At 32.2% G+C, this 19,497-nt stretch carries 17 protein-coding genes; all 17 read left to right on the forward strand.

Going from position 1 to position 19,497, the window contains the following annotated elements:
* Window positions 1-47: 47 nt before the first annotated feature.
* Window positions 48-2,612, forward strand: coding sequence for a DNA gyrase subunit A (gene gyrA / locus T1L09_RS05385; RefSeq protein ID WP_322549929.1), 2,565 nt, complete (start codon window positions 48-50; stop codon window positions 2,610-2,612).
* Between the two features lie 62 nt (window positions 2,613-2,674).
* On the forward strand, window positions 2,675-3,787 hold the full coding sequence (locus tag T1L09_RS05390) for a tetratricopeptide repeat protein (RefSeq protein ID WP_322549930.1): 1,113 nt from the start codon (window positions 2,675-2,677) through the stop codon (window positions 3,785-3,787).
* A 105-nt stretch (window positions 3,788-3,892) separates the two neighbouring features.
* Window positions 3,893-5,128 (forward strand): HD domain-containing protein, encoded by a 1,236-nt coding sequence (locus T1L09_RS05395; protein WP_322549931.1) that lies wholly within the window; start codon window positions 3,893-3,895, stop codon window positions 5,126-5,128.
* 121 nt (window positions 5,129-5,249) lie between these two features.
* Entirely contained in the window at window positions 5,250-6,272 is a 1,023-nt protein-coding gene (gene lpxD, locus T1L09_RS05400; RefSeq protein WP_322549932.1) for a UDP-3-O-(3-hydroxymyristoyl)glucosamine N-acyltransferase, read from the forward strand.
* A gap of 13 nt (window positions 6,273-6,285) precedes the next feature.
* Window positions 6,286-7,674 (forward strand): bifunctional UDP-3-O-[3-hydroxymyristoyl] N-acetylglucosamine deacetylase/3-hydroxyacyl-ACP dehydratase, encoded by a 1,389-nt coding sequence (locus T1L09_RS05405; RefSeq protein WP_322549933.1) that lies wholly within the window; start codon window positions 6,286-6,288, stop codon window positions 7,672-7,674.
* A 2-nt stretch (window positions 7,675-7,676) separates the two neighbouring features.
* Entirely contained in the window at window positions 7,677-8,462 is a 786-nt protein-coding gene (lpxA, locus tag T1L09_RS05410) for an acyl-ACP--UDP-N-acetylglucosamine O-acyltransferase (protein WP_322549934.1), read from the forward strand.
* 37 nt (window positions 8,463-8,499) lie between these two features.
* Window positions 8,500-9,066: an elongation factor P gene (gene efp / locus T1L09_RS05415; protein WP_322549935.1), complete on the forward strand. Its 567-nt coding sequence runs from the start codon at window positions 8,500-8,502 to the stop codon at window positions 9,064-9,066.
* A gap of 74 nt (window positions 9,067-9,140) precedes the next feature.
* Window positions 9,141-10,082, forward strand: coding sequence for a UDP-3-O-(3-hydroxymyristoyl)glucosamine N-acyltransferase (locus T1L09_RS05420; RefSeq protein ID WP_322549936.1), 942 nt, complete (start codon window positions 9,141-9,143; stop codon window positions 10,080-10,082).
* Entirely contained in the window at window positions 10,072-10,434 is a 363-nt protein-coding gene (locus tag T1L09_RS05425) for a hypothetical protein (RefSeq protein WP_322549937.1), read from the forward strand. Before T1L09_RS05420 ends, T1L09_RS05425 begins: the two co-directional genes overlap by 11 nt.
* Window positions 10,435-10,516: 82 nt before the next feature.
* On the forward strand, window positions 10,517-11,389 hold the full coding sequence (gene sucD, locus T1L09_RS05430; protein ID WP_322549938.1) for a succinate--CoA ligase subunit alpha: 873 nt from the start codon (window positions 10,517-10,519) through the stop codon (window positions 11,387-11,389).
* Between the two features lie 106 nt (window positions 11,390-11,495).
* Complete coding sequence (gene fabG, locus T1L09_RS05435) at window positions 11,496-12,242, forward strand: 3-oxoacyl-[acyl-carrier-protein] reductase (RefSeq protein ID WP_322549939.1); 747 nt, start codon at window positions 11,496-11,498, stop codon at window positions 12,240-12,242.
* Between the two features lie 91 nt (window positions 12,243-12,333).
* On the forward strand, window positions 12,334-14,361 hold the full coding sequence (locus T1L09_RS05440) for a hypothetical protein (RefSeq protein ID WP_322549940.1): 2,028 nt from the start codon (window positions 12,334-12,336) through the stop codon (window positions 14,359-14,361).
* 83 nt (window positions 14,362-14,444) lie between these two features.
* A complete protein-coding gene (locus tag T1L09_RS05445; RefSeq protein ID WP_322549941.1) occupies window positions 14,445-16,403 on the forward strand; it encodes an LTA synthase family protein in 1,959 nt (652 codons plus the stop codon).
* Window positions 16,404-16,516: 113 nt separating this feature from the next.
* A complete protein-coding gene (locus T1L09_RS05450; RefSeq protein ID WP_322549942.1) occupies window positions 16,517-16,951 on the forward strand; it encodes a thioredoxin family protein in 435 nt (144 codons plus the stop codon).
* Window positions 16,948-17,931 carry an FAD:protein FMN transferase gene (locus tag T1L09_RS05455; protein WP_322549943.1) on the forward strand — a complete coding sequence of 328 codons (984 nt, stop codon included), beginning with the start codon at window positions 16,948-16,950 and terminating at the stop codon, window positions 17,929-17,931. Before T1L09_RS05450 ends, T1L09_RS05455 begins: the two co-directional genes overlap by 4 nt.
* Before the next feature lies 1 nt (window position 17,932).
* Window positions 17,933-18,142, forward strand: coding sequence for a DUF4266 domain-containing protein (locus T1L09_RS05460; RefSeq protein ID WP_322549944.1), 210 nt, complete (start codon window positions 17,933-17,935; stop codon window positions 18,140-18,142).
* A 10-nt stretch (window positions 18,143-18,152) separates the two neighbouring features.
* Window positions 18,153-19,496, forward strand: coding sequence for a DUF3570 domain-containing protein (locus tag T1L09_RS05465; protein WP_322549945.1), 1,344 nt, complete (start codon window positions 18,153-18,155; stop codon window positions 19,494-19,496).
* The last annotated feature ends 1 nt before the right edge of the window (window position 19,497 follow it).

Here is a 19,497-nt window from a genome sequence, read left to right on the forward strand (position 1 = left end):
TATATTGTCGCGTTTTAGAAATAATCATAATTTTAATATAATTACTTATGTCAGAAGGAGAAAAGTTAATTCCTATCAACATTGAGGATGAAATGAAATCAGCTTACATCGACTATTCGATGTCTGTTATTGTGTCAAGAGCACTTCCTGATGTTAGAGATGGTTTAAAACCTGTACACCGTAGAGTTTTATACGGTATGTATGATTTGGGAGTTAACTCAAGATCTGCCCACAAAAAGTCGGCTAGAATTGTTGGAGAAGTTTTAGGTAAATATCACCCACATGGTGATACTTCAGTATATGATGCAATGGTGCGTATGGCTCAAGAATGGAGCATGCGATATTTATTAGTTGATGGTCAAGGTAACTTTGGTTCAGTTGATGGTGATAGTCCAGCAGCAATGCGTTATACTGAAGCAAGAATGAAGAAGATCTCTGAAGAAATGTTAGCAGACATTGACAAAGAAACAGTTGACTTCCAATTGAACTTTGATGATACGTTACAGGAGCCAACTGTAATGCCAACAAAAATCCCTACCTTATTAATAAATGGTGCGTCTGGAATTGCTGTAGGTATGGCTACAAATATGGCGCCTCATAACTTAAGAGAAGTTATTGATGGTACTTTAGCTTATATTGATAATCCTGAAATTGAAATTGACGAATTAATCAATTATATCAAAGCACCCGATTTTCCTACTGGTGGAATCATCTACGGAATGGAAGGCGTTAGAGAAGCTTTTAAAACCGGAAGAGGTCGTGTTGTAATGCGTGCTAAAGTTGGTTTTGAAGAAGTAAACGGAAGAGAAGCGATTATCGTTACTGAGATTCCTTACCAAGTGAATAAGGCAAATATGATTAAACATACTGCCGACTTAGTAAACGATAAAAAAATAGAAGGTATTTCAAATATCCGTGATGAATCGGATAGAAATGGAATGCGAGTTGTATACGAATTAAAACGTGATGCAGTTCCAAACGTAGTTTTAAATACCTTATATAAGTACACGCAATTACAATCTTCATTTAGTGTAAATAATATTGCATTAGTAAAAGGTCGTCCACAAATGTTGAATGTGAAAGATTTAATTCACTATTTTGTAGAACATCGTCATGAAGTTGTAATTCGTAGAGCTCAGTATGATTTGCGTAAAGCAGAAGAGAGAGCGCATATTTTAGAAGGTTTGATTATTGCTTCTGATAATATTGATGAAGTAATTAAAATTATTAGAGCTTCAAAAGATGGAGATCAAGCCAGAGCAGGATTAATTGAACGTTTCAAATTATCAGAAATTCAGGCTCGTGCGATTGTGGAAATGCGTTTAAGACAATTAACCGGTCTTGAACAAGATAAACTTCGTGCAGAATATGAAGAAATAATGAAACTAATCAACTACTTAAAAGAATTATTAGCAAGCGAAGAAATGCGTATGCAAGTAATTAAAGACGAGTTAGCAGATATGAGAGAGAAATATGGTGATGACCGTCGTTCTCAAATTGAATACTCTGGTGGTGATGTTAGTATTGAAGATTTAATTGCCGATGAAAGTGTTGTAATTACAATTTCGCATGCAGGTTACATCAAACGTACTTCTTTATCAGAATATAAAACACAAAATAGAGGAGGAGTTGGACAAAAAAGTGCAGGAACAAGAGATCAAGATTTCTTAGAGCATTTATTTGTGGCTACAAATCACCAATATTTAATGTATTTCACGCAAAAAGGTAAATGTTATTGGATGCGTGTTTACGAAATTCCAGAAGGAACTAAAACAAGTAAAGGGCGTGCTATTCAAAACTTAATCAACATTGAAAGTGATGATAAAGTTAAAGCTTTTATTTGTACGCAAGATTTAAAAGATCAAGATTATATCAATAGTCATTATGTGATTATGGCTACTAAACAAGGTCAAGTTAAGAAAACTTCTTTAGAACAATATTCACGTCCACGTCAAAATGGAATCAATGCAATTACGATTAAGGAAGATGATGAATTAATCGAAGCAAAATTAACAACTGGAAATAGTCAAGTTTTATTAGCTGTAAAATCTGGTAAAATGGTTCGTTTTGAAGAAGAGAAAACACGTCCGATGGGAAGAACTGCTTCTGGAGTTAGAGGAATTACTTTAGCAGATGACAAAGATGAAGTTATTGGAATGATTTCAATTGATAAAGATCAGGTTGCAGAATCTCAAATCTTGGTAGTTACAGAAAACGGCTACGGAAAACGCACACGATTAGTTGAAGAAGATGGAGAAGACGTTTACCGAATAACAAACAGAGGTGGTAAAGGTGTGAAAACACTTAATATTACTGAAAAAACGGGTGCTTTAATTGCCATTAATAATGTAACCGATGCTGATGATTTAATGATCATTAACAAATCTGGATTAACTATCAGAATGATGGTTTCTGATTTACGCGTTATGGGAAGAGCTACTCAAGGAGTTCGTCTAATCAATATCAAAGGATCAGATTCTATCGCTGCTGTAACAAAAGTACTTCGTGAAGATGAAGAAGTTATTGAAGAATTAGAAGGTGATCTAGAAGAATCAGAAGGTGAAGTTGAAAATGGCACAGCTATTGATGCGCCAGAAGATACCGAAGAATAATTTAAAGTAAATGCGCCCGAATTTATTTTCGGGCTTTTGTTTAACCCCAAGACAATAAAAATATGAAAAAACTTATTTTAAGCGCAGCGTTATTACTTTCAGTTGCCACCTTTGCTCAAAAAGAAGAGCTAAAAACATTAAAAAAAATTTACGCTAAAGAAACTATATCCGAAAAAGATTTAGAAACTTATAAAGCGACAAGCGATGCATTGCAAAATTTGGCTTCTGATGAATCTGATAAAGTTTATGCGAAATTTTATAAAACAATGTATCCAACAGTAGTTTTAGCTTCTAAAGGAACTAAGGCTGCGATGCAAGATCAAATGAACCTGTATAAACCTGAATTCATCAAAGAATACGGAACTACCATTGATGAAACTATAGAATTTGAAAAAAAATCAGGAAAAAAAATATATACGGATGAATTGATTGCTGAAAAAGCTGAATTTAAAAAAGGATTATCAGAATTAGCTATGACGTTCAATGGTGCTTCGAAGTTTAAAGAAGGTTCGGCAACTTTTTATAATTTATATATCTTTGATCCAAAAAATGAAGGAAAATCATTGCAAAATGCTGCTATTTTAGCTGTTCAAGCTAATGATTTTAAAATGGGTCAAAAATTATACGAAGAATTTTATAAAAGTGACTACTTCAATAATGGCATTAATTACCTTGCTACTAATTTAGCAACGGGCAAAGAAGAGGATATAGCTTCAAAAGAAGATAGAACAAAATTTGTTAGCTTAGGTCTTTATGAAAAACCAAGAGATGAAAGAGTAAATAAAATCAAACCAGATATTTTAAAAATTCTTGCAATTTTATACAATGGAAACGGTGAAATAGCGAAAGCAAAGGAAACTTACGCAGAAGCTAGAAACTTATCACCAAACGATGAAGAGTTAAAAATAAGTGAATTTACTTTGTATTTCAACGAAGGCTACGCATTACTTGCTGATGAATCTAAATTAGTAGATGGAATTAATGAAGCTTCACAAAAAAATGATAAAAAGAAATATGAAGAGTTAACATTAAAAAGAAAAGAGATGTTTCAAAAAACATTGCCTCTATTTGAAAAAGCTTATTCAATAAATCCAACGGATGCAAATACAATAAATATTTTAAAAATGGCCTACGAAATAACAGGACAACCTGAGAAAGCAAAAGCAATTAAATAAGTATTTTTAGTAAATGAAATCAGGGTGTTAGTGTCAAATCTAACACCTTTTTTATTTATATCTTGTATTAAAATTCCCTACATTTGTACTTCAAAAATTCATAAAGTGAATCAAACAAATAAACTTAAAATAATTAACGATCCCATTTATGGTTTTATTACCATTCCAAATGCTTTGATTTACGATTTAATACAGCATCCTTATTTTCAAAGGTTGCGAAGAATATCACAAATGGGTATGTCATATTTGGTTTATCCTGGAGCACATCATACACGCTTTCATCACGCTTTAGGCTGCATGCATATAATGCAAAAAGCAGTACAAACACTTCGCTTTAAAGATGTTCTCATTTCAAATGAAGAAGAAAATGCACTTTATATAGCAATTCTTCTCCATGATATAGGCCACGGTCCCTACAGTCATGCTATGGAACATAGTATTGTAGAAGAAGTGCATCATGAAGAATTATCACTGCTTTTTATGCAGCAATTAAATATAGAGTTTGATGGTCAATTAACTTTAGCAATTCAAGTTTTTAAGGGAGAATATCCACGACAGTTTATGCTGCAATTAATTTCAAGTCAATTAGATATGGATCGTATGGATTATCTTAAACGTGATAGTTTTTATAGTGGGGTAGCAGAAGGAAATATAAATAGTGACCGCTTAATTCAAATGATGAATGTTCAAAACGATATTCTAGTCATCGAAGAAAAGGGAATTTATTCAGTAGAAAAGTTTTTAGTAGCCAGAAGATTGATGTATTGGCAAACTTATTTGCACAAAACCAGTGTAGTTGCCGAATTAATTTTAACTAAAATTCTAAAAAGAGCAAAAGAATTAACACATAAAGGAGTCGTTTTACCATGCAGTGAATCGCTTAAATTCTTTATGGAAAATAAAATTACTTTATCAGATTTTGATAAAAAAATAGTTGATAAATTTTCTTATTTAGATGATTATGATGTAATGAGCGCTATCAAATCTTGGCAATTTAATGAAGATTATGTCTTGCAAAATTTATGCAGAATGATTTTAAATCGGGATTTATTAAAGATTCAAATAACTGAAGATAAACCAAACAAAGACAGGTTATTAAATTATAAAAATAAGTTTATCAGTTTGACGGATATTTCAGAGAAAGAAGCCTCTTACTTTGTTTTTAAAGGAAAGTTAAAAAATCAAGCGTACGACAAAGGAATTGAACCAATTTATATTCTTAAGAAAGATAAAACTATTGAGGACGTGGTGGAAGTTTCCGATCAAATGTATTTGAAAGCTCTCTCAAAAGAAGTTACTAAATATTACATTTGTTTTCCGAAAGTGTTGCTAGAATCTTAACATGATAATTAAATTTTATATTTTTGCCTTATTGAAATAGTCAAATTTGTATATTTGATACTTTTGAGTCGTTTTATATTTACTATTTCTTAGAAAGAACGGAATAAAAATTATAGCTAAAATGAAGTTTACAGCAGCGCAAATAGCAGGGATTTTAGAAGGTGAGGTGATAGGAAATCCTAATGCTGAAGTTTTTCGATTATCTAAAATAGAAGAAGGGACGGAAGGTTCTCTTACTTTTCTAGCCAATCAAAAATATGTTAATTTCATTTATTCAACGCAAGCAACTGTTACTATTGTTAGTAACACTTTTGAACCTGAACAAGTAATTACAACGACACTAATTAAGGTTGATGATGCCTACGAATCATTCTCAAAATTATTAGAATATTACAATCAAGTTAAACTAATGAAATCAGGAATCGAGCAACCTTCAGTCATTTCTGAAAATGTTACTTATGGAAGCGATTTATATTTAGGAAGTTTTAGTTACATTGGTATAAACGTAAAAATTGGGAATAACGTAAAAATTTATCCGAATAGTTTTATTGGTGATAATGTAACAATTGGCGATAATTGTGTTTTCTTTGCGGGTGTTAGAATTTATTCTGAAACTGTAATTGGCAATAATTGTACTATTCATTCAGGAGCTATCGTAGGATCAGATGGTTTTGGTTTTGCACCGCAAGATGATGGAACCTATAAAAAAATACCTCAAATCGGGAACGTAATCATCGAAAATGACGTTGAAATTGGCTCTTGTACTACAATTGATCGCGCTACTTTGGGTGCTACTTTTATCAGAAATGGTGTTAAACTAGACAATCACATTCAGGTAGCGCATAATGTTGAAATTGGAGAAAATACTGTAATTGCAGCGCAAACAGGAATAGCAGGTTCAACAAAGATTGGTAAACATGGAATGATTGGTGGCCAAGTCGGTTTTGCAGGACATCTAATTATAGGAGATAATGTAAAAATTCAGGCACAATCAGGAATTGCAAAAAATTTAGGTGATAATGAAGTCGTGCAAGGGAGTCCAGCTTTTAATTTTGGTGAATTCGCTAAATCGTACGTTCATTTTAAAAATTTACCAAAAATAGTTTCAGATTTAGAGGAAATAAAAAAAAACAATAATATATAAACTGAAGAATATCATGGTCAAACAAACAACCATTGCCAGTGAAATTTCATTATCTGGAGTAGGTCTACACACAGGAAAAGAAGTTACTATCACTTTTAAACCTGCGCCTATCAACAACGGTTTTACATTTGTTCGAGTCGATTTAGAGGGAAATCCAATTATTGAAGCCGATGCAAATTATGTAGTTAATACACAACGTGGAACAAATCTCGAAAAGAGAGGCGTAATGATTCAGACACCTGAGCACGTTTTAGCGGCTGTGGTAGGATGCGATTTAGACAACGTAATCATTGAGTTAAATGCGTCAGAATTACCTATTATGGACGGTTCTTCGAAATATTTTGTAGAAGCCATAGAAAAAGCCGGAATTACAGAACAAGAAGCCGAACGAAAAATATACGTTGTAAAAGACGTAATCACATATGCAGATGAAGCAACTGGTAGTGAAATTACTGTTATACCTAGTGATTACTATTGCGTGACTGCTATGGTTGATTTTGGTACAAAAGTTTTAGGTACACAAAATGCTACAATGAAAAATATTGCTGAATTTAAAGATGAAATTGCAAATTGTAGAACTTTCAGTTTTTTACATGAATTAGAAAGTTTATTAAATAACGGATTAATCAAAGGAGGCGATTTAAATAATGCAATTGTTTATGTAGATAAAGAAATATCTTCAGAAACAATGAATAATTTAAAAAAAGCATTTAACAAAGACACTATTTCTGTAAAAGAAAATGGAATTTTAGATAATCTTACTTTACATCATCCAAACGAAGCAGCACGTCACAAATTACTTGATATTGTAGGAGACTTATCCTTGATTGGTACCAGAATTCAAGGGAAAATTATCGCTAATAAACCAGGTCATTTTGTGAATACTCAGTTTGCTAAAAAAATTCAAAAAATAATTAAAATTGAAGAGAGAAATCAAGTTCCCGTGTATGATCTACACAAAGAACCTTTGATGGATATTCATCAAATAATGTCTATGTTACCTCATAGACCACCTTTTTTATTCATTGATAGAATATTAGAAATGTCTGAATCACACGTAGTTGGGTTGAAAAATGTTACAATGAACGAAAGTTTTTTTATTGGTCATTTTCCTGAAGCACCTGTTATGCCTGGCGTTATTATCGTCGAAGCTATGGCACAAACAGGAGGAATTTTGGTACTAAGTACTGTTCCAGATCCTGAAAATTATCTTACATTTTTTATGAAAATTGATAATGTAAAATTCAAACAAAAAGTTTTACCAGGTGATACATTAATTTTTAAATGCGATTTAATAACTCCTATTAGACGTGGAATTTGCCACATGCAGGCGAATGCCTATGCAAATGGAAAATTAGTAGCACAAGCAGAATTAATGGCACAAATAGCTAAAAAACAATAATTATGAATCAACCATTAGCATACGTTCATCCCGGAGCAAAAATAGCACGAAATGTTGTAATCGATCCTTTTACAACCATTCATAATAATGTAGAAGTTGGTGAAGGAACTTGGATTGGTTCTAACGTTACCATAATGGAAGGCGCGAGAATTGGTAAAAATTGTAATATTTTTCCAGGTGCCGTAATTTCCGCAGTGCCGCAAGATTTAAAATTTGGTGGCGAAGATTCGTTAGCAGTAATTGGTGACAATACCACTATTCGAGAATGTGTTACTATTAACCGAGGAACAGTAGCATCGGGTCAAACAAAAATCGGTAAAAACTGTTTAATTATGGCAACCGCACATATTGCACACGATTGTCATATTGGTGACAATGCCATCATTGTCAACGGTGTAGCTTTAGCAGGTCACGTTACCGTTGGAGATTATGCCATTATAGGAGGTTTAGCGGCTGTACATCAATTTATTTCCATTGGAGAACACGCTATGATTTCAGGCGGAAGTTTAGTACGTAAAGATGTGCCTCCGTTTTCAAAAGCAGCAAAAGAACCTTTATCATACGTAGGAATTAATTCGGTGGGATTAAGAAGAAGAGGTTTTTCAACCGATAAAATTAGAGAAATTCAAGATATTTACAGAATTCTTTACCAAAAAAATTACAATACAACACAAGCCTTAAGCATCATTGAAGCAGAAATGGAAGCAACTCCTGAACGCGATGATATCATTCAATTCATCCGAAATTCCTCTCGTGGAATTATGAAAGGATATACCAGCTCAATGTAATCTTCGAAAATAAACAAACTTCAAACAAAAAAATAAAATGGCAAGTACATCAGATATTAGAAACGGATTATGCATTAAATTTAATAACGACATCTATAAAATTGTTGAATTTCTTCACGTTAAACCAGGAAAAGGCCCAGCTTTTGTAAGAACAAAATTGAGATCCTTAACAAATGGTAGAGTTTTAGATAATACATTTTCTGCCGGACACAAGATTGAAGAAGTACGTGTTGAAACGCACACTTATCAGTACTTATATGCTGAAGGAGATCAATTTCATTTCATGAACAATGAATCTTTTGAACAAATTACTTTAGACAAAAAAGTATTAGATAATCCAGGTTTGTTAAAAGAAGGAACAAACGTTATGATTCAGATTAATGCTGAAACAGATGCTCCTTTATCAGTAGATATGCCCGCTTCTATCGTTTTAGAAGTAACTTATGCGGAGCCAGGAGTAAAAGGGAATACCGCCACAAATGCTACAAAACCAGCAACGGTTGAAACTGGAGCTTCGGTAAACGTTCCTTTGTTTATTAATGAGGGCGATAAAATTAAAATTGATACTGCTACTGGTAATTATATGGAAAGAGTAAAGGAATAATCATTGGGCGCTCTGTAAATTAATTATTTTTAGAACACTTGGCTTATTTTTTACTTTTAACGAATATATAACTGATGAAATTCAATAAAACGCATCCTCTTAAAGAAATAGCACAAATTATCAATTGTAATTTTGTGGGAGATGAAAATTTTCCTGTGGAAGGCATGAACGAAATTCATGTTGTCGAAACAGGAGATATAGTTTTTGTAGACCACCCAAAATACTATGATAAAGCTTTGCAATCAGCCGCTACTATTGTTTTAATTAATAAAGAAGTAGAATGTCCGCAAGGAAAGGCGCTGTTAATTTCAGATGATCCCTTTAGAGATTTTAATAAACTAACTAATCATTTCAGACCTTTTCAAGCGGCAAATTCAGCTATTTCTGAATCGGCTAAAATCGGAGAAGGAACAATAATTCAACCAAATTGTTTCATCGGACATAATGTTCAAATTGGAAAAAACTGCCTAATTCATCCGAATGTTACAATTTACGACAATACCATAATTGGTGATAATGTGATGATTCACGCTGGAACTATTTTAGGTGGTGATGCTTTTTATTACAAAAAACGACCAGAAGGTTATGATCAACTAATTTCGGGTGGAAGAGTTGTGATTGAAGATAATGTTGGGATTGGTGCGCTTTGCACTATAGATAAAGGAGTTACTGGTGACACAACCATTGGAGCTGGAACAAAAATTGACAATCAAGTACATGTCGGACACGATACTATAATTGGAAAAAAATGCCTTATTGCTTCTCAAACAGGAATTGCAGGCTGCGTAATCATTGAAGATGAAGTAACACTTTGGGGTCAAGTGGGAACTACAAGTGGCATCACAATTGGAACAAAAGCTGTAATTATGGGACAAACTGGCGTAACCAAATCGGTTGAAGGCGGAAAAACATATTTTGGAACTCCAATTGAAGAATCTCGTGAGAAATTAAAACAATTGGCTAATGTGAAGCGAATTCCTGAAATTATGGAAAAATTAAAACAATATGACAAATAAAGAAAATATAGAGTTTTTATTCAAAGAAGACGGAATGAGAAGTAAGGAGTTTCTAAACAACTTATTCCATCAAGATTTTGAATTAGAATGGGATAGTTCTTTTGGAAATTCTATTTCAGATAAAAGTTTTATTTTAAATTTAAGCGACGAAATAAATACAAATTACGAAATTTCTTATTTTGAAATTTTAGAACTAATTGAGGAAAAAAATCAAATAGTTGTAAAATATAATCACAAAGTAGCTACAATAGAAAATCCTAAAGAGCTAATGTTAATTACAAAAGCTGTTTCTATTTGGACATTTAAAGAAGAAAAAATTACAAATGGATACTTAATTAGCAAACCTAATTAAAAATATTAAAAAAACATAGTGACAATAGTTCGTAAAAAACTTACTTTTGCATAAAATTTAAACACAATCTAATTCATATATCATGAGCGTTTTAGTTAATAAAGATTCAAAAATAATTGTACAAGGTTTTACAGGTAGCGAAGGAACTTTCCACGCTTCACAAATGATTGAGTACGGAACGAATGTTGTAGGTGGTGTTACGCCAGGAAAAGGTGGAACAACTCATTTAGAAAGACCCGTTTTTAATACTGTTGCACAAGCAGTAAAAGAAGCAGGAGCAGACACTTCAATTATTTTTGTACCGCCAGCATTTGCTGCAGATGCAATTATGGAAGCTGCTGAAGCTGGAATTAAAGTAATTATTTGTATCACGGAAGGTATTCCTGTTGCAGATATGATTAAAGCAAACGAATACATCAAAAATAGAGACTGTAGATTAGTTGGTCCTAACTGTCCAGGAGTTATTACTCCAGGTGAAGCTAAAGTTGGTATTATGCCAGGTTTCGTTTTCAAAAAAGGTACAGTAGGAATTGTTTCTAAATCAGGAACATTAACTTATGAAGCAGCTGACCAAGTTGTGAAACAAGGTTTAGGAATTACAACAGCGATCGGAATTGGTGGTGATCCAATTATTGGAACTACTACAAAAGAAGCAGTTGAATTGTTAATGAACGATCCAGAAACTGAAATCATCATTATGATTGGTGAAATCGGTGGTCAATTAGAAGCTGATGCTGCTAAATGGGTAAAAGCTGATGGAAACCGCAAACCAGTTGTTGGATTCATTGCAGGTGAAACTGCTCCAAAAGGAAGAACAATGGGTCACGCAGGTGCAATTGTAGGTGGAGCTGATGATACAGCAGAAGCTAAAAAGAGAATTATGAGAGAATGTGGAATTCACGTTGTAGATTCTCCAGCAGAAATTGGTAAAAAAGTAAAAGAAGTTTTAGGATAATTTTACACCAAATAGTTAAAATAAAGCCTTACAATTTGTGAGGCTTTATTTTTTTAACAAACTAAAGTATTATATTTGTTACACTTATTTAAAAACTAGACATAATATGAAATTATTAGAAGGAAAAGTTGCAATTATCACTGGAGCTAGTCGTGGAATTGGTAGTGGAATTGCAAAAGTTTTTGCTGAACAAGGAGCAAATGTTGCTTTTACTTACAGTTCATCTGTAGAATCGGCAATGGCTTTAGAAAATGAATTAAACGCTTTAGGAATTAAAGCAAAAGGATATAAATCGAATGCTGCTGATTTTACTGAAGCTCAGAAATTAGTAGAAAATGTTTTGGCTGAATTCGGTACAGTTGATGTTTTAATCAACAATGCTGGAATCATAAAAGACAACCTATTAATGAGAATGTCTGAAGAAGATTTTGATAAAGTAATCGAAATCAACTTGAAGTCTGTTTTCAATATGACAAAAGCAGTACAAAAAATTATGTTGAAAAACCGTAAAGGTTCAATCATAAATATGAGTAGCGTTGTCGGTGTAAAAGGAAACGCAGGTCAAGCAAATTATGCCGCTTCTAAAGCCGGTATGATAGGTTTCACAAAATCAATTGCGTTAGAATTAGGTTCAAGAAACATTCGTTGCAACGCAATTGCTCCTGGATTTATTGAAACAGAAATGACTGCAAAATTAAACGAAGATGTAGTAAAAGGTTGGAGAGAAGCTATTCCTTTAAAAAGAGGTGGAACTCCTGAAGATGTAGCGAATGTTTGCGTATTTTTAGCTTCAGAAATGAGCGCATACGTAACAGGCCAAGTAATTAATGTTGATGGTGGAATGCTAACATAAAATAGTTGGCAGTGTTGAGTTTTTAGTTGGCAGTTATTTACTGTTTGCTAAACTGAACACTATTAACTGAACACTGAATACTAAAATAAAAATGACAACCAATACAATTCTCCTACTTATCTTATCAGTAATAATTGCTGTCGGCTTGTCCTTTTATCAATATATTTATAAAGTCAAAAACCAATCAAAAGTGTATTGGTTTTTGGCTTTTTTACGTTTTTTAAGTTTATTATCGATTTTCGTTTTACTAATTAATCCAATTATTAGTCGAAAAATTACCGAAATTAAGAAAACTCCGTTGCCAATTGTCGTTGATAATTCGAAATCTATTGCCGAATTAAAAGCTACAAAAGAAGCAAGTGAATTATATCAGAAAATTGCCAACAATAAAGACATCACAGAAAAATATGATGTCCAGTTGTTTTCGTTTGATGAAGATTTCAAATCTTTAGAACAATTAGATTTCAAAGGAACACAATCGCACATTGATGGTGTTGCAAAAAATCTAAAACAGTTATTCCGTAATGCTAATTATCCAGTTGTATTATTTACCGATGGAAATCAGACTATGGGAAATGATTATTTGTTTAGTTTCCAAGAAAACACGAGCGTTTTTCCAGTGGTTTTAGGCGATACTACCACAGTTTTCGATTTGAAAATTAATCAGATTAACGTAAATAAATACGCTTTTCTAAAGAATAAATTTCCGGTGGAAGTGTTTTTACAATACAACGGAAATCAAACAATTTCGACAACTTTTGCTATTCAAAATGGAAATCAAACGATTCACAAGCAAAATATTACCTTTTCAAAAGATAAAAAAGCACAATCCATTTCAGTTTTATTGAATGCAGATAAAGTAGGAATTGCCAAATACAAAGCCGTAATTTCATCTGAAGTAAAAGAAAAAAATACATTTAATAATAGTAAGAATTTTGCCGTTGAAGTGATTGATCAAAGAAGTGAAATCGCTTTAATTTCAACCATAAATCATCCAGATTTAAGTGCATTGAAAAGAAGTATTGAAGTTAATCAGCAACGTAAAGTAACTATTCTTAAACCAAATGAAATCAAAGCATTAGAAAATTATAATGTTTTAATTTTATATCAACCGGATGCTACTTTTAAAACAATAATTGATCAAAATAAAGTTACGCAATTAAATACGTTTATCATTACCGGAACGACTACCGATTTTAATTTCGTAAACCAAATACAATCGGATTTAACGTTTAAAATGTCGTCACAAAATGAAGATTATTTGGCTACATTTGATGCTGGTTTTAATCTTTTTGCACAACCAAATATTGGCTTTGAAAACTTTCCGCCCTTGCAACATAAATTTGGGACTATAATATCAAACAATAATGTTTCAACTTTACTTTCGGCAAGAATCCGAAATGTGGAATTGCAAAATCCTATCTTAACTTTCGCAGAAAATGGAAGTATAAGAAACGCTTATTTAGTAGGAGAAAACATTTGGAAATGGCGTTTGGAAACCAACATCAATAAAAAATCATTTGATGAATTCGATTTGTTTACCGATAAAATTATTCAGTTTTTAATGACGAATGCTTCAAAAAAGAACTTGAATGTAACGTATGAGAGTTTTTATAATTCTGGCGAAAACATTGAAATTTCAGCCGAATTCTTCAATAAAAACTATGAATTTGACGAAAAAGCACAATTAACCATCCAAGTAGTCAATACCAAAACGAAAGCGTCTAAAAAATATGATTTATTAAAAGCTACGAATAACTATAAAGTAAACTTAGATGGTTTAGAACCAGGAAATTATTCCTTCAAAATTACCGAAAAACAATCCAATTCAAGTTTTTCTGGAGTTTTTGAAGTCTTAGATTTTGATATCGAAAAGCAATTCGTAAACCCAGATAAAACCCGATTAGAACAATTGGCAAGCAATACAAATAGTGCGGTCTTTTATCCAAATCAAATGGAGCAGTTAATTAAATCGTTAGTTGAAAATGAAAATTATATTCCAATTCAAAAAACAACAATTAAGAAATCGCCACTTATTGATTGGACTTGGTTATTACTACTTTTAATCGCTTCTTTAGCAATCGAATGGTTCACCCGAAAATACAATGGCTTGTTATAACTTAAGTAAAAATTAAGTTGCAATTAAGTTAACCTTAAGCGAATTTTATCGGTATAACTTCAACTTTGTATAAAATTTATTATATGAAAGTTGGTGCCATTTTTTCTAATCGATATGCTCTTTTACTCGGATTTTCAGGTTGGTTTCTTTTGTTTTCATTGCTATTAAGAATCGTTTTTTTAGTTTGGCAATTAAACGATTTAGACCTCTCTGTAGTTAGTTTATTGAAGATTTTAGCTACCGGATTACTTTTTGATATCGGCGTTTTATCATTTCTATTTGTAATCAGCACTTTATATCTTTTACTAATTCCGCAAAGATTTGTTGGAAGTCTTTTAGATAAAATCGCTATTTTCTTCGGATTTAGTATCACTTTGTTAATTTTTGTATTTACTTTTTTCGCCGAAATCACATTTTGGGAAGAATTCAAATGCCGATTCAATTTCGTAGCCGTCGATTATTTGATATATACCTTCGAAGTAATTCAGAATATTAACGAATCGTATCCTTTATATATTTTAATTCCGTCAATGCTTTTCATTACGGGAATAATTTTTTATTATTTCTATAAAAACGACTTTTTTGCTAAAACTTTTAGTACAAAAACGCCTTTTAAAAATCGAATTATTCCTTTTGTAATTTCGTTATTTTTAATGTTGTTTTACGTTTTTTTTATCTCAAATTCAAATGCAGAATGGTCTGAAAATCGGTACAATAATGAAATATCTAAAGCTGGTATTTATTCCTTTTTTGCCGAATTCAGAAATAATAAATTAGATTATAAAACCTTTTATTCTTCCATTTCAGATGAAGAAGCTTTTAAATTAGTTCGAACAAATTTAAAAGAAGATAATGAACAATTTATCAACAACGATTATTCCATCAAACGCAAGATTTCGGATAGTTTAGATAGTAATTTAAAACCTAATGTTGTTTTTATTTTGATCGAAAGTTTGAGTGCTAGTTTTATGACTGAATTTGGAAATGAATACAAAATAACGCCTTTTTTAGACAGTATTTCCAATCAAAGTTTGTTTTTTAAAAACTTGTATGCTACCGGAAACAGAACTGTTCGAGGAATGGAAGCGGTAACCTTATCAATTCCACCAACTCCAGGTCAAAGTATCGTAAAACGACCAAATAATTCTAATTTATACACCGTTTCAAATGTGTTTAAAGACAAAAATTATCAATGTAATTTCTTTTATGGTGGCGATGGCTATTTTGACAATATGAACGCCTTTTATGGTGGAAATGGTTTTGATATTTACGATCGAGGAAGAGGAAGCATTTTAGGAAATGAAGTGAAAACTACGCGTCATAATATCGATGATTCCGAAGTGACTTTTGAAAATGCTTGGGGAATTTGCGATGAAGACATTTATAATAAAATGATAAAAGTGGCCGATGAATACCATCAAAAGAAAAAGCCTTTTTTGAATTTTATAATGACGACTTCTAATCACCGACCTTATACGTATCCAAATAACAAAATAGATATACCATCAGGAACGGGTAGAAATGGTGCCGTAAAATATTCTGATTATGCATTGCAACAAATGTTTGCAAAAGCTAAAAATAAACCGTGGTTTAAAAACACCATTTTTGTATTTATTGCTGATCATTGTGCAAGTAGTGCTGGTAAAGATGAAATTGACGTGGCAAATTACCATATTCCAGCAATTATTTATGGACAAAATCTAATTCAACCTCAAAAAGTCACCAAATTATGCAGTCAAATTGATATTTTTCCAACACTTTTTGGTCAACTGCATTGGAATTATACGTCTAACTTCTTCGGAACAAATGTTTTATCAAACAGCTATAAAGAACGAGCTTTGATGGGAACTTATCTAAAATTAGCACATAAAACCGATAACGACGTAATGATTTTATCAAACCAAAAGCACAATGCTAATTATTTATGGAATGCCACTTCAAATCATTTGCAACTAGTTCCTATGAATAAAGCTAAATTAGATGAAACTATTTCGTGGTATCAAACCGCAGACTATTTATTTATAAATGGAAAATTGAAGTAAAATTAAGATTCGCTTAAACAGATAATTATCTGTTTAAGCGACACCTATTTATACTATCTTAGAGTCGAGTTTTACTATTCAAAAATTCAATCAATAGCAAAAGTTAATTTAAAATGAAAAAAATACTATTTGTACTCCTAATTTTGCTTTCTAATATTGGATTTGCTCAAGAGTGGCAATACAATTTCGAGGAAGCAAAGAAAACCGCTACTGCAGAAGACAAGCCTATTATTGTCGTTTTTTCGGGATCAGATTGGTGTGCACCTTGTATCAAATTAGATCGAAATGTTTGGCAATCGGAAGCTTTTAAAAAAGAAGCTTCAAACTGGATTTTAGTTAGAGCTGATTTTCCTAGAAAAAAAGCCAATGAGCTGTCAAAAGAGCAAACAGAACACAACCAAAAATTAGCTGAAAAATACAATTTAGAAGGTAGTTTTCCGCTTGTTATTGTGATGGACAAAAACGGAAAAGTAATCGCTAAAATGGGATTTAAAAACGTTTCTCCAGAAGAGTATATTAAAATGATTTATACCCAAATTGAGAAATGAAAAAAATAACATTTCTTATATTTTTAATAAACTATTCAGTAGCTTTTAGTCAACAGATTTTCAAGAAACAGCAAAGTTTGTTAGGAAGTCCGTTTGAAATTACGGTTGTTGCAACTGATTCTGTTCAAGCTAAATTATATACTGATTTGGCGATTTTAGAAGTGAAAAGAATTGAAAATTTAGTTTCCGATTGGATTCCTACCACCCAAATTTCACAAGTAAATCAAAACGCAGGAATCAAACCTATAAAAGTAGACCAAGAAGTATTTGATTTGGTCGAAAGAGCGATTAAAATTTCGAAATTAACTTCAGGAGCTTTTGATATTAGCTATGCTTCAATGGATAAAATTTGGAAGTTTGACGGAAGTATGAAAAAAATACCAACAGAAGAAGCTATTAAAAAATCAGTTGCAAAAGTATGTTATCAAAACATAATTTTAAATCCCACAGACAAAACTATTTTCCTTAAGAATAAAGGAATGAAATTAGGTTTAGGCGGAATTGCTCAAGGATATATTGCTGATAAAATTAAAGAAGTATTGCAAGAAAAAGGATGCACTTCCGGATTAGTAAATGTTTCGGGTGATATCAATACTTGGGGAAAACAACCAAATGGCGAACCTTGGAGCGTTGGAATCATCAACCCAATGAATAAAAATAAGGTTTTTGCTACTTTCATTTTAGATGAAAGTGCGGTTGAAACATCTGGCAGTTATGAAAAGTTTGTAATATTTAAAGGAAAAAGATATTCACACATTATCGATCCACGAACAGGTTATCCGGCTTCGGGAATTGTAAGTGTTTCTGTTTTTGCCAAACAAACCGAATTAGCAGATGCTTTAGCCACAGGAATTTTCGTTTTAGGAATAGAAGTCGGCTTAGATTTAGTAAATCAATTAAACGGAATCGACTGCATTATTGTAGATGATAAAGGTGGCGTTCACGTTTCCAACAAAATAGACATTAAAAAACACCAATAAAATGAAAAAAATAATCTTAGCATCAGTAGTTGTAGTTTCAGCTATTTCTTGCAATTCCGTAAAAGAATACGACAAACAATATATTAATGATCCCGAAATGAAACTTTCCGCAAGAACTTCAGAACGTTATGAAACTACTTTTCAGGTCTATCGCGAAGGAGCTTCAGGAGCAAATGGTGGAAAAACCGGAGGCGGTTGTGGATGCAATTAATTCGAAGAAAATGAAAAAAATAACCACTATTTTAGTAACATTCTTGTCTTTGGCGTCTTTTTCACAAGAGCAAGATACAACCGAAGTTGTCTATAAAAAACGAGTTCTTGAAAACATAGAAGTCGATTTTTTAGCAAGTTATTATAAACAAGACGGAAAACATTCGGCTGTTTCTGGTGGAATAGGTTCAGAAAAACTAATGGATATAACTTCAAACATAATCATTGCAATGCCTTTAAATGAAGACGATGTTTTAACTGTTGATGCCGGACTTTCAGCTTATACTTCGGCATCATCCAGTAATATTAATCCTTATGATTCTAGTACTTTTTCTCCTTGGCAAGCTTCTTCCGGTGCTTCGGCTCAAGATGCATTAACTTCGGTTGCCGTAAATTATAGTCATAGTAGCGATGATAGAAATTTTATTTGGAATGCAGATGTCTCTTTTTCAAACGAATACGATTATACTTCAATTGGTTTTGGTGGGGGAATTAGTAAATTATTCAACAATAAAAATACCGAAATTTCTTTAAAAGCAAATGCATATTTAGACCAATGGCGACCAATTTATCCAAAAGAATTAGCTGGAAATTTTGGCGGTTTTACAATTTTTGATCAAAGTGGAAGTCCGTCATTAGGCTATTCGCCTTCAAATTTTTCAGAATGGGATAAAACAAACAGAAATTCATATTCGGCTTCATTGGGTTTTTCACAAGTGGCCACTAAAAAAATGCAATTTTCCTTATTTCTAGATATTTTACATCAAGAAGGAATGTTGTCAACGCCTTACCAAAGAGTTTATTTTGCCGATAAAGCCAACTATTATGTAGGTCAACCTTCGAATATTCCAGTTTATCAAACTACGCAAAATAATGGCGTTTATCAATTAGCTGATGATATCGAACGTTTGCCAGGAACTCGATTTAAAATTCCCGTAGGAGCAAGGCTAAATTATTATTTGAACGAACGCTTAACGCTTCGCACTTATTACAGATATTATTGGGACGATTGGGGAATTACTTCGCACACCGCAAGTATTGAAATTCCAATTAAATTGTCTGATAAATTCACGGTTTATCCTACATATCGTTATTATACACAGCAAAAATCAAAGTATTTTGCACCTTATGAAACACATTTATCGACTGAGAAATTCTATACTTCAGATTATGATTTGTCTTCATTTAATGCCAATCAATATGGATTTGGTATGAGTTATACTGATATTTTTACCAATGCAAAAATTTGGAAATTCGGACTAAAAAATATTGATTTGAGATTCAATCATTACGACAGAAATGATGGTTTAAAAGCCAATATTGTTACCTTTGGAATTAAATTTGTAGTTCAATAAC

Origin of the sequence: Flavobacterium psychraquaticum (assembly GCF_034497725.1) — a bacterium.
Classification (GTDB): domain Bacteria; phylum Bacteroidota; class Bacteroidia; order Flavobacteriales; family Flavobacteriaceae; genus Flavobacterium; species Flavobacterium psychraquaticum.